This is a genomic window from Paenibacillus sp. cl123, assembly GCF_900101595.1.
Classification (GTDB): Bacteria; Bacillota; Bacilli; order Paenibacillales; family NBRC-103111; genus Paenibacillus_G.
Genome location: NZ_FMYY01000023.1, coordinates 12439 through 26323, shown reverse-complemented (window position 1 = coordinate 26323; position 13885 = coordinate 12439). Strand labels below are relative to the sequence as shown.

At 52.3% G+C, this 13885-nt stretch carries 7 protein-coding genes; all 7 read right to left on the bottom strand.

All coding sequences use genetic code 11. The annotated features are described in order from the left end of the window. Positions 1–35: 35 nt before the first annotated feature. Positions 36–1868 carry a cache domain-containing sensor histidine kinase gene (locus BLR08_RS25035; RefSeq protein ID WP_072336526.1) on the bottom strand — a complete coding sequence of 611 codons (1833 nt, stop codon included), beginning with the start codon at positions 1866–1868 and terminating at the stop codon, positions 36–38. Next, a complete protein-coding gene (locus BLR08_RS25030) occupies positions 1852–3519 on the bottom strand; it encodes a response regulator (protein ID WP_072336523.1) in 1668 nt (555 codons plus the stop codon). Before BLR08_RS25030 ends, BLR08_RS25035 begins: the two co-directional genes overlap by 17 nt. Before the next feature lie 180 nt (positions 3520–3699). Beyond that, a complete protein-coding gene (locus BLR08_RS25025; protein ID WP_072336520.1) occupies positions 3700–5247 on the bottom strand; it encodes an extracellular solute-binding protein in 1548 nt (515 codons plus the stop codon). Between the two features lie 162 nt (positions 5248–5409). Beyond that, positions 5410–6285 (bottom strand): carbohydrate ABC transporter permease, encoded by an 876-nt coding sequence (locus tag BLR08_RS25020; protein WP_072336517.1) that lies wholly within the window; start codon positions 6283–6285, stop codon positions 5410–5412. A gap of 35 nt (positions 6286–6320) precedes the next feature. Further along, entirely contained in the window at positions 6321–7292 is a 972-nt protein-coding gene (locus BLR08_RS25015) for an ABC transporter permease (protein ID WP_072336514.1), read from the bottom strand. Between the two features lie 259 nt (positions 7293–7551). After that, on the bottom strand, positions 7552–9603 hold the full coding sequence (locus BLR08_RS25010) for a hypothetical protein (protein ID WP_072336512.1): 2052 nt from the start codon (positions 9601–9603) through the stop codon (positions 7552–7554). 98 nt (positions 9604–9701) lie between these two features. Then, positions 9702–13847 (bottom strand): DUF4838 domain-containing protein, encoded by a 4146-nt coding sequence (locus BLR08_RS25005; protein ID WP_143014452.1) that lies wholly within the window; start codon positions 13845–13847, stop codon positions 9702–9704. Between the last annotated feature and the right edge of the window lie 38 nt (positions 13848–13885).

The window sequence follows — 13885 nt, the reverse complement described above, 5'->3', positions numbered from 1 at the left end:
CCAACAGAAAATAAGGGCCGCGATCTCCACGGCCCTTACTTTTGCAATGCTTGTATATTTTCCAACGTCACCCGGATCTCCGCCACCGTGCCCTCGCCCGCCTTGGAACGAATAAATACGCCGGAGCTCGCTCCCGCAAACAGCTTGATCCGCTGATTCACGTTATACAGGCCGTAGCTTAATCTTTCGTCCCCGTCGTCCTCTCTCAATAGGGCGGCCAGCTTGCCTTCCTCCATCCCGACGCCGTTATCGACCACGGCGATCCGGTAGCCGTAGTCCGTTAAGCCGCCCTCCACGATGAGCAGTCCCTGCCTTTCCATGGGCGTCTGCTGCAGCCCGTGAAGCAGCGCATTTTCGATCAGAGGCTGCAGGCTGAGCTTCGGAATCGGCAGCTCGTACAGCGACTCCTCCATCTCGAACCTGTAATCGAAGACGTCCGCGAACCGGTTGCGTTGAATGTCCAGATACGCCGCGGCCAAGTTCAGCTCGTCATGAATCGTGACCATATCCCGGCCCTTGTTCAGACTGAGCCTGAAATATTGCGCCAGCGAGTTGACGATGGAGCTGATCTCATCCGCATCCCGGCGGATCGCCATCCAGTTGATCGTATCGAGCGTGTTGTACAGAAAATGCGGGTTAATCTGCGCCTGCAGCGCCCTGAGCTGGGCGTCCCGTTCCTTCGCTTTGGCGCTGTAGGTTTCGTTGGCCAAATTTTTAATCATATGAATCAAGACGCCGACGCTTTTCTCCAGACCCAGAATCGTGAGCTGATCATGCTGCATGCCGTCGTCCAGCGTGTCGATGCCTTCCTTCTTGATCATCGCGCCGATTTGCCGGATGCGCTTGATCGTCGCTTCCGTGATGACGGCCACAATCGCGATCACCGCAAATATAAACAGCACGAGCAAGGAGATGGCGATAACAAGCGTCGACGCCCGGTTATACTTATCGTTGCTGGCCAGGATCTGTTCCTCGGAGATGCGCGAGACGACCTTCCAGCCGGTGGAAGGAATCGTTTTGTAGATCACGAACTCCTGCCGCTTCTCGTCCACTGCGATGCCTTCCGCCTCTTGACGGGCCAGCTCCCACACCTCCGGCTCGATCCAGGTGCCGATCCGCGATGCGTCCAGATGAGACAGCACTTTGCCGCTCGCATCGATGACTGCCAGATCCATCTTGGGGAACTGGACGGTCTGAAGCACCGAGGAGATGATCCGCTCCGGCATATCGACCACCAGCAGACCGGCGACCTTGGCATAGTCCCTCGGCTCCTTCACCGTGCGGGCCAGCGATAGGATATGCTGTCCCTCTTCAGCGTTCGAATATTTGTAGTACACGGTATCGAGCCAATAAACGGCCCCGTTTTTGGCGGCCACGCTGGCGAACCAGTCCTCGCCCTTGACCGTGTCCAGATCGTAAAAATTGACGTGATCGGACGCATATATTTTCCGGCCGGCCACAAACAGCCGCACCTTGCGGACCTCGCTGCCGTTCTCCTCGCCGACGATCAGCTTGTACAGGTGCCTCTGGTCTTCAATCTGCACCTGCAGCGTATCCTCCTCGGCGGGACGGCCGACCATCTGATGCAGGTCCGGGTTCATGATCAGGCTGTCGGAGGCTTCCTTGACCTTGGACAGCCGGTAGGAAATATTCGATTCCACCTGGCGGATAGCCTGCAGGATCGAATGGGTCACCTCCTGTTTCAGCAGGTTGGAGGAGCGGTCCAGATACAGCTTGATGAACAGCAGAGCCGGCAGCAAAATAATCGCGACATACGCAATCCATACCTTTTTATTGACGGCCAGCATATAAATGAACGGCTTAAGCTGACTGCTGAGGCCGGTCCGGCCGTTAGTCTCCTTTGCCATGCGTCTGACCCTCCGCGTCCGAAGGACCGCCATGCATATTGCGGTATTCGCTCGGGCTGAGACCGGTATATTTCTTGAACTGCTTGCTGAAGTAGCTCGGCTCCGAATAGCCGATCGCATAGCAGATATCGTAGAGCTTGCTGGCGGGGTCCTTCAGCATCTCGATGGCTTTGTCCATCCTCACCTTGGTCAAATAATCGTTGAGCGTGTAGCCCGTTTCCTGCTTGAAAATCAGGCATACGTAAGTCGTCGTCAAATACACCTCTTCGGCGATACCGGAGATGGTCAAATTCTCGTGGTAGCGGCTTTCCATCACCGACTTGATCCGCTCGATGACATTCCGCGATTTCTTGCTTTTTTTATCATGAATGGCTCGGCAGGCAAGCCGGTAGTACGTCTGTACGGCAGTCTGCATCTCGGATATGGTTTCCAGTCTGAACATACTATCCCTGGCCTGCTCCTCGGCCCGCTCCAGCTCTTCGCTCCAGGCGTCGATCTCCATCAGAAACTGCGAGGCGACGAGCAGCAGATTTTGACCGGTCATCCGGCATGACTTGACGTTCATATTCCGGTTCCGCACGATGTCGTCGAACAGCTCGGCAAGCTGCGTCATCATGCCGTCTTCATCGGCAGACTTCAGCATGGAGGCCAGCTTGTCGATCCGCGAGCGGATGGTTCGGAAGTCGGACTGCTCCCGGGTGTAGAGCTGGTCGATCAGAATCAGCCGGTTTTTGCCTAAAAACAGCTTCTGATGCAGCGCATCGTTGGCCTGTCGGTACGAGTGATGCAGCTCCGTCAGCCTCCGGACCGGACTCCCGACCCCGATCGAAAGGCTGATATCCATCAAGCGTTTCAAAAAATCGTCCAGCTGTTCCTTCAGCTCGGTAAGCATCTCGTACAGTGCCTCCGTCTCCGCTTCGGTACGGATGCATAAAATACCGGCGAACACGCCCTTCCGCTGCTCCACGATGTAACCCTGCATATATTTGGCGACGATTTCCTCGCAAATGTTCTGGATGGAAAAGCCCGTCAGCTCAATTTCCCGCTGACTCAGCCGCTCGAACGCAACCTCCTCATCGTCGACGCTGATAGCAATGGCGCAATAATCCGACTCGGAGGGCAGGCTCAGCTCGAGAAATTCGATCTGCCGCTCCAATTCGCCCGGATGCCACTGAGTCTCGTGCAGGAGGCGGTGCAAAAACTTTTCCCGCAGCAGCGGAAAGCTCTGCTGCAGCTTGGCGTTCAGGTGATTGAACAGGTCATGCTGCTCCCGCTCGGAATCCGTGAGCTTGACGATTTTGTCAAACACGGAGGCGAGCTCCTTCCGGTTGATCGGCTTCAGGATGTAATCGATGGCGTCCATCTTGAGCGCCGATTTCAAATATTCGACGTCGTCATATCCGCTGATGAAGACGATCTTCACGCCCGGGTCCTCTTCGCGCAGCCGCTTGGCCAGCTCTATGCCGTTCATGCCCGGCATTTTGACATCCGTCAGCACGATATGAGGCTTCACGCTTCGCGCCAGGGCAAGGCCCGCCTCCCCGTTCCCCGCTTCTCCCGCTACCTCGATGCCGTACGCAGACCATTCGAAATAATCCCGCAAGCCGGTTCTTGTAGACACTTCATCATCGACAATGATCAAACGGTACATGCGTCTCACCTTCAATTCTCTGGTTGGTTCCCGCCCGGATTCTATTGTACCAAATCACAACGGGATAAACAGCCCAGGGGCTGCCGGCAGCCTGAGGCCTCTTCCTGGTTTGCCTGTGTCAAATAGGAACGGGAACGGGAGCGGAGTTCATCCGTCCCATTCCCGATCTGCCCTGCGCGATCAGAACTTCATCGCACTTTTGTTTTCCGCGTACCATTCGTTAATCGCCTTCGTCAAACCGGCGCCGCCCTGTTTCTCCCATTCGCTGACAAAATCGCTGTACAGCTTGTTCAAGTCTTTCTCTTCAACTAATACCTTCACGAGGAAATCCTTCTCCATCTTATCCAGCGCCAGCCGGTACTTCTGAACCTCTGGCAAGCTTGTCGAATAGTTTGTGTAGTCCGGATGGAACCATTCCTTCTTAATCACACTGTTCATTTTCTCGTAAGAAGCGGCCATCTCGACCGTTTTGCGCGCTCTTGCCTGCCACATCTGGAATTCTGTCCCCGCGCTCACCGCGCCGGTAAATTGCTTCGAGTTTTTCAGCTCATCGAAGGCCGGAAGAATCGGGAAGTATTTGCCGTCTTTGATCTCGTAGTGTACGCCTTTGTCTCCGAGATAGGTGCTTACGAATATTTCCGGCTCCGCGCGCAGGTTCATAAATTTCATTGCGTGCTGCGGATTTTTAGCCGTCTTCGGAATAGCCTCGTACAGCTGCGCTTCCTTCCTTTGCGTGATGAAAGGCATGCCGTTTTTACCCGCCAGCGGCGTGATAAATTCCATCTCCGCCTTGGCGTTGCTTTGCCGAAGAGCAGGCAGCAGATCCGGAATGTCGTAGAAGTAGGATGGTATGATCGAAGCCGCCTTGCCCGACGTAAACTTCTGCTTGGCGTTCTCCGACTTGTTGACCGGGAAATCCTTGTCGATCAGCCCTTCCTTGTACAATTTATTGATAAATTCTATATATTCCTTGTATTCCGGCAATTTGACCCGGGGAACCAGTTGCCCGTTTCGCTCATACCAGTTCGCGGTACCGATGCCGAAAGCGCTGCCAATGACGAAGTTGAAGCCGTCCTCCGCGCGTCCCGTCAGAGGGGCGATGTTTTTCGCTTCCTTGATTTTCTTCAGGAAGTCGTAGAAGCTGTCGAGTGTTTTCGGCACCTGCAACCCAAGCTCGCTAAGCACATCGCTGCGAACGCCGATGCCGCCTTGCATCAGACCGTAAGGATTGTCGATATCGCCGCCGCCTTCGAACGGAATGCCGTATTTTTTACCGTTCGTGGTGACCGATTTCCAGCCCATATCGGAAATCGCCTTTTGGATATGGCCGCCGTCCTTTGCCAGCAGCTCGTCTAGAGCGAGCAGGGAACCGTTCCCGGCCAGCTGGGAATATTGCTGGATGGATAGGCGGACGATGTCATAGTCGCCGCCGGAGGCCATCTCCAGCATCAGCTTTTGATCGGCGTTATCTTTCGGGAGCAGATGATATTCGACCTCGTAGCCTGTTTTTTCTTTAATCCGCTGGACCGCCGGGTCCTTGTTCGGGTCAAAGGTCTGATACGACATCAAAACCTTCAGCACCGGCTTTTTCTCATCGGCCGGAGCTGGAGCAGGGGCCGCCGTTCCTCCTGTCTGCCCCGCAGGCTGCTGCGAGGAGCAGCCGACTAGCATTGTCCCCGCAAGCACTCCCGCCGTTATTGAATTGACCCACGCTTTTCTCATTCTCATGTCGGCACCTCTTTTTCGTAGTTTGCGGTACTCAATCAGATGCTGGCTTACGGATATCATTATGGCAAAGGACCACTCTGGAGCGCCAGTCTACAGCCTTCTGATTTCTGGTACATTTGTATGGAGAATGCTCCGGATGCTTACTGGCTCCCATGGTAGGCGTTATCCCTTCACCGATCCGATCGTGATGCCCTTAACGAAATACTTCTGCAGGAAGGGATACAAGCACAGGATCGGCAGCGTCGACAAAATAATAGTTGCCGCCCGAATCGACTCCGGATCGTTATTCATCGCTCGCTCGATATCGAAATCGCCCCCGGCGTCCATCGTGGACTGGCTGATCAGCTCATACAGAAACTGCTGCAGCGGCTTAAGCTCCGGCTTCGTGATATACAGCACCGCTGCGAAATACCCGTTCCAATAATGAACGGCGTAGAACAGACCGACGGCGGCAAGCACCGGCATCGCCATCGGCAGTACGATCCGGAACAGCACCATGATGTTGCCCGCTCCGTCTATCCGGGCGGATTCCTCGATGCTTTCGGGCAGCTGCTCGAGGAATGTTTTGACCAGAAGCATATTGAATACCGAAACAAGCCCCGGGATAATCAGCGCCCAGATCGTGTTGACGAGGCCGAGCGATTTGAACAGCAGGTAGTTCGGGATCATCCCCCCGCTGAACAGCATGATGAAGATGTAGCCCATCAAAAACAGCTTGCGCCCCGCGAGACGCGGCTTGGACAGCGGATACGCCGCCATCACCGTCAGCAGCAGGCCGATCGCCGTGCCGACGACCGTAACGAACACCGAAACGCGAAAGGAACTCTGAAATTGACCCTGATTCAGCACGTATTGAAAGGTGTCGAACTGCAAGCCTTTCGGCAGGAAGAGCACCTCTCCCAAACTTACCGCCACCTGGCTGCTCAGCGACTTGGCTACCACATGCAGAAATGGAAGCAGCGTAGCCAGCCCGAGCAGCGTTAATAAAAGGATGTTGACGATGTCGAATATTTTTTCGCTTATGCTTGTACGCACCATGTTTGCCTTCTCCTTTCATCGCGATCCGCAGCCGCTTACCAGATCCCCTTGTTCATGAACTTGCGCGCCATCGCGTTGGCCGAAACGATCAAAATAAAGGCCACCACCGAATTGAACAAGCCGACCGCCGTGCCGAGGCTGAAGTTCATCTGACCGAGACCCATGCGATATACGTAGGTTCCTATAATATCCGCAACCTCGTACACGACCGGGTTATACATAATGAAAATCTGCTCGAAGCCCGCGTCGAGAATATGGCCGATCTTTAATATAAGCAGCAGCAGGATGGTAGGGGCGATGCCTGGAATTGTAATATACCAAATTTTCTGCAGCTTGGTCGCTCCGTCTACGGTAGCCGCCTCATACTGCTCCTGATCGATGCCCGTAATGGCGGCCAAATAAATGATCGAGCTCCAGCCGATCTCCTTCCACCCGTCGGTCACGACCAGCACGGAGCGGAATACCGAGGTGTCCATCAAGAAGTTGACCGTTGTGCCGGCGACTGCCGTCAACAGCTGATTGACGACCCCCGTGGAGCCCAGCAGCGTCACGAAGATGCCGCTGACAACCGCCCATGACAGGAAGTGCGGCAGGTACAGGATCGTTTGCAGCAGCTTCTTGTACATCGCGATGCGCAGCTCATTGAGCATGATGGCGAGCAGCACCGGCAGCGGAAATAAAAAGATAAGCTTGTACACGCTGATAAGCAGCGTATTGCCCAGCACTTGGCGGAAATCGGCGCGGCCAAATACGTTTTCGAAGTGCTCCAGCCCCACCCATGGGCTTTTTACGATCGACATAAACGGGTTGCTGCCTGCAAACATATCGAAATCCTTGAATGCCAGCGTAATGCCGTATAGCGGCAAGTAATTGAAAATCAATATGAATACGAGCCCCGGCAGGAGAAGCAAATACATGTCATAATTCAGTTTCAAATAAGACAGCCATTCACTTTTTTTGCTGTGCCGGGCGGCCATTCCCCTCTCCTTCGCTTCCAGTGTTTCCATGCTGTCCAGCCTCCTCATTCAACCAGTCGCCGCGCAGCCGCCTAGGCTTCGGCATTCTCTGTTCCGTATAGCCTTATTATGCTGACAGACGGCGTTTTCCGGTAGATGATAGGCTTTTGATTTCTGGTTCATTTGTATATATATTTAAGCTGCTGTACATAGTCTTTTCGGACCGCAAAAAAGACGACTCCTTCCAATTGCGGAGGAATCGCCTTCATTACCTTGTTAAAGGGCAGGTTTTGTTGAATTTAATCTTAATTTATGCCATTAATCCTGCATTTCTTAATTTTAACAGAAGGGCATTGAAGTCGTTTTTTAATGCTGCAAGGTCTCCTGCCGTACTGTCGTTTTGGGCGGCGGCTTTTTGCGAAAGCAGACTGACCATAATGTTTTTAGCCGTGATCTCCCAGTAACACAAAAACACGGCCGGCCCGCCAAAGCCGCTGAAGGAAACGCTGGATGTCCCATTTACTTTCCAGCCGGAAGGCGGGTTAAACGTAAACGCCCCGGTTGGCGCGCCATTCGTGCCGGTTCCCAAAAAACCGATCATGGCATCATCCATACCCTTGTATTTATTTGCAGTCTCGGCATTAAGAAGGTTGACCGTCCACGCATTTTTTTTATATAGCCTGGGTACGACACCTGTCGGTGAAAGCGATATTGAGGCGCCTGCCAAATCCTGGTTTCTGCTTTTCCCCTTATAGTACGCCCCATCCAGCATATTATCGAGGGAGTTCGGCATGTAAAAGCGCTTCCAGCCGAGTGTATCCGCAAAGGCGCCATAATCGCCGGTTCGATTGTTTGGCGCTATTCGCTCACAATTGATGAACGGCTCCCCATTCAACGAACCGTACCGGTTCAATATTTGGCACGAGCCCGACCCTATAAATACGATGTTGCGATAAACCGCTTCTGTATAAAATCCGATGTAGGCGCTCGTTTGCGGGGACACGGATAAGCCCGCATATCCGACAACAGAACCAATGCCACAAAATTGCGTAGTGATGGAAGTCGCATTTACCCCGTATAAGGCGGCATCAAGCACACCCGCACCGCATCGAATGGCGTCAATCAAACCGATTTTGGTTGGTCCGGCATTTGGTCCTACACTGTACAAAGCACCGCCGAAAATAAATTTAACGGCTCCGCTTGTTGGTTCCGCGGTTTCCATCCACGGGAATAGTGCGACCGTTTTGTTTGTAAAATCAGTTGCTTCAACTTTGTAGGTGATCCCATTAATGACAGCAAAAACAGGATTGGTTATGAGATTGCTATCATACGGAAGCCCGGAAACCGCGATGGTTGTTCGTTGATTCGCCGTTCCGGACGTACCGGTATGAACAGGATTGGAGTACGTATAAGTCGTATTGTTATTCGACCACGGCGCAATTTGACTACAGCCGCAATCCCTCGCAAAAATGCTTTCAATCTCGGCACAAGTGTTGTTGTGATAAGCGGGCGATTGAACCGGAATGCCAATTAAGCCGTTTTCATCCATTACAATGCCGAAATACTTAATCAGACTTGTTTTTATTTTCGGCAGCTTTGAACTCTGTACGCCGTTCAATACAACGCCATACTCCACCGTCATGGTGCCAAACGTACCAATCGTGCCCGTCCCGATAACTTCGACCGCTCCCGAACTGGCAAACTTTGAACCTCGCAAAGCCAGCATGTAACGCATAGCATTCAGGGCTTTTAATTTAAGATCCCAATGAATAGATGCTTGTCCCGTACAGTCAAAATCCAGCGGTCTGCTGATCATAAAGTTGCCGACAACCCGAATTTGCATCTTGCCATTATCCGTCATCACAAAATCCGCAAAGCGGTCAAGCGCATCGCTTGCATCCGTGTTGTCTACCGCTCCCGCGTGGTAAGGCGTAATGACTTCATCCTCCGCCCGCACCCATCTTCCTGTAGAGATCCCGGTCGGCGAAAAAACAGTAACGCCGTTGTCTGCCGCCGTGCTGGCCGCTTCCCACGCAAACATACCGCCGCCTGCACGATTTCCGGCGTAATAAGACTTAACATAGACACAAGCGCCTTCCTCAGGACTCAGGATCGATAACAGGTCCGCCATGCTTTCCAGGCAAGCGGGCTCCCAGCCCGGCTCCCCATAAACCGCTTCCGTAACAGAGGGATGGGAAGACGGTTTTCCCAAAGCGGCCGGTACGGAAAGCGCGATGGCAGCGCCTGCTATGCCTAAGGAGGCGAGTAACTTCCGGCGCGTCATCTTGCTGTTCGTTTCCGCCAAAGATACCTCTCCTTCTTTGTTTCCGTTGCTTGCATATACTTGCTCATTATCCGACATGTCGAAGCCTCCCTAAAAACTCTATGATTTTTCGCATGTATAGCGGCAACAGGGCAATAGTCACATGCTCACAATTGCCCCGTTGTCCCAGCTTGGTTTTATTTAGCCATGATGTTGTAGAGTATCTGCACAAATTGCGCTCTGCTTGCCGAATCCTCAGGCAGGATGCTGCCATTGGTTCCGGCGATAATTCCGGCTTTCACAAACAGTTGAATGGCCTGATTTGCATAATCGGCAACTTTCCCGGCATCCTTGAATTGCTCCAAATTTCTGTCATCGCCTGCTGCCGGCAATTCATTTATGTTCTGAAGCGTGTTATATACCAATACGAGCAATTCCTGCCGGGTCACCTGTCTGTCGGGGTCGAATTTGTTGTCGCCCACGCCGCTGGCAATTCCCTGTTTCTTTGCCTCAGCAAGGTACCCGGTGTAATAGGCGTTCCCTGCATCGTCGAAATTGTTTGCGATGTTTTCGTTCGGACTGATGCCAAAGGCTCTCATAATCATGACCAGGGCTTGCGCTCTGGTTACACGGTCAGTCCCGCCGAAGTTTCCATGGCCCACTCCTGTGGTGATTCCCCTTGCCGCCGCAAAGGTTACTGCATCATAGTACCATACACCCTCTGCCACATCGGTAAAGTCCGCCTTGTTATATGCGACTGCAAACTTCGAGGCCTCTTCTACCTGGAAAGTCAGTGTTCCTGTTCCCGGGTCATATAGGGAATTGGTCACTATTTCAAGCTTCCCTGCCGCGTTAACGATATAAGCTACAATTGCATTTGGATTTTCGTCTGCCTTATGTTTATAAGGAATGGTTATTTCCACTTTTCCGTCAAAATGTACGATCTCCTTTTCCCTGCCAGCCACATCAAAGCTCACAAACGGTCTGTCTCCGACCTTATTCCGCATTTCGGACGTCAACTCTGATGCTTCAACCTTCGTGGCAGTCATCGTAATGGTGCCCGCCAACTGCTTTACCATGCCCTCCGCAGCTTTTTTATCAAAGGTCATAGTTCCGAAGGGGGTAGAAATGACCAGGGAATCCACATTGCTAACTACGAATGCTTTCAAAGCTGCATGGGTCAGGCTGACACCTGCGGTTGTGGCGTCGTTGCCCGCATTCACTTCGATTTTAACTGTTGTTTCTATCCCGGTACCCTGCTTGGCCGCCTCAGCCGCAGTCTTTGCGATTGCATCCTCCAATTGTTTATCAGATATTGGCGCTATAGCCTTTTTCGTTGTATCCGTCGCGGGCTTTGCAGGTATCGTCGTTGTTGCCTGCCCGTCCACAACCTTCGTTGCAGGCACCGGTGTCGGTATCGGTATTGGCGCCGGTGTCGGTGTCGGTCCCGGATTTGCCGTCTCCTCCGCCGTCCACTTTGCATATAGTGTTACATCACCGGTCACGACATCTGTCGTAAAATTCCATGCTGTTTCGAGCCCTTCATCCTTGTACCATCCGGCAAACGTATATCCTTCTCTGACAGGCAGCGTCGGTGCTTGGATTGCACTGCCGCTTGTGACATCGGTAATCGCTGCTACCCCGTTGCCTCCATTGCTGTTGAAGGTAACCGTGTAGGTATCGTCAACCGGTGTCATTTTTATAGTCACTACATCCTTAATCCCGGATATATTTCCGGCAGCATCGATGGCCTTTACCCTATACCTGCGTTCCAAGGGTTCCAGTCCGGTGTGAATATAGGTTGTCGAATCCGTTCTGACCGTTCCGTTAATCCCTCCTATGGATGCAGGGTTCAACACCTCCAGCATATAGGCGACAACACCTACGTTATCAGTGGCCGGTGACCAGCTTAAACGCACTTCATTCCCCGAGATTTGCTCGGCTTTCAAATTCTCCGGAGGCGTCGGCGATATCATATCCAATTCCGTATTGACCTGCCAAAGCATGGCAGGCCCCGTTATCCCCCCGGTACCAAGCTCATCCAGACTTTCATTCCCCACATCCACAACAATCAAATTGGATTCGCCAAATTTAATGGCCGGCGTGGCGTCAAACTCCCACGGCTTCATCATCGCATTGCCCTTGCCATTCGCTGACAAACTCAGCTCTATACCATTCATCCAGACCCTGGCTGTCTCATCGATACCGCTGAACCAAAGCCGAATCGGTTTTCCTGTATGAAACTCCGAGCCAACATCAACCGTTGTTCTGTACCAGGCATGTCCTTTGTAATAACCAATCCCCTGATCGGACCAGGACTCCGAATACGTTTTCAGCTTCATCCAGGATTCCGTTCCCACCCCGGGTTTCCAGAGCCCCAATTTATCCCCGGAACTATTTGGAAACAGTATAACATCCCATTCGTCCGGCAGCTTGGCAACCATTCGGTTTCCATCGCTGAGACGTTGACTTCCCTGGGTTGTGATTTTATCAAAGAACCAATCTGTATAATTATAAGAGGCCAGGGTGTTGAGAATAACAGGAGAGTGGGTAACAGCCTTTTCTCTTATTTTAGAGATTTGATCAAATATTCCCTTTGCTTCAACAAACTCAAAGCTGTTAATCCGTTCCTTCATCTGAAGGAAGCTGTCGCCAAAGCTAAAAGCAACACGCACCATATTGACCCGTCTGGCATATACCGGATCGGATGCCCCTTGCGCCGCATGCTCCGCTTCCGTTAGCGACTGCTCCATCGCCTGCATGACATTGCCGGTCAAAATATGTTGAACATCATGGATACTTCCCGCATAATAATCTGCTTTGGCAAAAGCATCCTCCAAAGCTTTGAAATGCCTCTTCATCGGCTCTGCGGCAGGTCCATAAAACTTTGTAAAATAGTCCTCCAGCAAAGCTCCCACATCCAGATCGGGGTTCCACATCATCTTGGCTGCCAAATAGAGCCCCGGTCCATGATATCCCCACGCCGGCAGAGCTTCGCCGCGTATGCCGATAATACCCTGATCTTTAAAATATTTGTATTCCGTGCCTATTCTTTCTGCCAGGGAAAAAGGCAGTCCCGGATCGGCAAGGTTATAAAGATAATCATAGATCATGACGTCAGGACTTACCCTTCTCCAGCCGTCAATCAGGTCTTTGATATGCTGCCTCTCCCACGAAAGCGGATTTTCAATGCTTTTCATTCTATCCGTTCTGATCGAAGCGATGATCGGGACTAGCCTGGGATCCGGCATATGCCTTACCGGCGGATAATAATACTCGTCGTAGGCGTAGAAAGAAATTTTCACATCATGATAGCCGGCAGCGTCAAGCTTCTCCAAAACAAGATTAAAAAATTTCACATAACGATCCGTTAACGATAAGGTTCCTCCATGTATGGCCCCCTTCAAATCCCCGTCCCACTCAGGGTTAGGATGGAGTACCCCTACAGGTCCGTCATTGGGTCCCATTCTCAGAAATTCAAGCTTGGGGTCTGCTTCCAACCTTCGGATTGCCTCCGCCACAACAAGGTTCAGCACCTCCGGCTTGGTCACATCGTATTGTCCGGTCGGATTTCCTTTGGCATCGGGCAGAAATAAATCAGGGCGTTCTTTATTCGTTGGTGATGTAATCAGCAGGCCATGATTCCCCAGGGTTTTCTGATTCAGACGCACATGCTCCACCCAGGGCGTACCTTCTGTCAGATTGACGCCCACCGGCAAACCGGCGCCAGCGACATAGGGCGCAACAGCCTGCAAAAAGCGGAAATGAAAGCCCGGGTGCTGGATCGTGTCTTGATAATCGACCGCAATTGCAGGCATAGACGGAACTACGGTTCCGATATCACCGGGCATGAACCACCGCACACCTATTTGCTCCAGGAGCTCGTAAGCGGCATAAAGGCTTCCTTTGTCGTTGTCATCCAAGCCTGCCAATTGAATGACTCCCTCCTCCACATACAACCGGAATGAATCGGGTTCATTTCCTTGGGCACGGATTGCAGCCTTAGCTGCATCAAGGTCTGGAGCGGCACCTCCGATATAGATCTTTGTTCCCTGCACCTCGGCCGAGTCCTCGGCAACAGGAAGCTCCGCTCCGGATATTTGCCGAATATAGTGCTTGAGCTCCTGCATCGCCTTCTTTTCATATTCGGTTGCATGTTGCGACATGATGATAGTGGAGCGGGATTCTCCGTTCTCGACCAATACGAGCTTAGGACCCGTATCATTTAACATGGTATTTCCCTGCGTGAAACCGGTCGGGGCATTTGCAGCCAAAACCTGGGGCACCGAAGAAAACAAGAGTGCAATGATTAGCCCCCAGCAAAGAAAAAGCTTTCTTGTCAAGATACTCAACTCCTTTTATCACTAATTTAGGAGGTCAT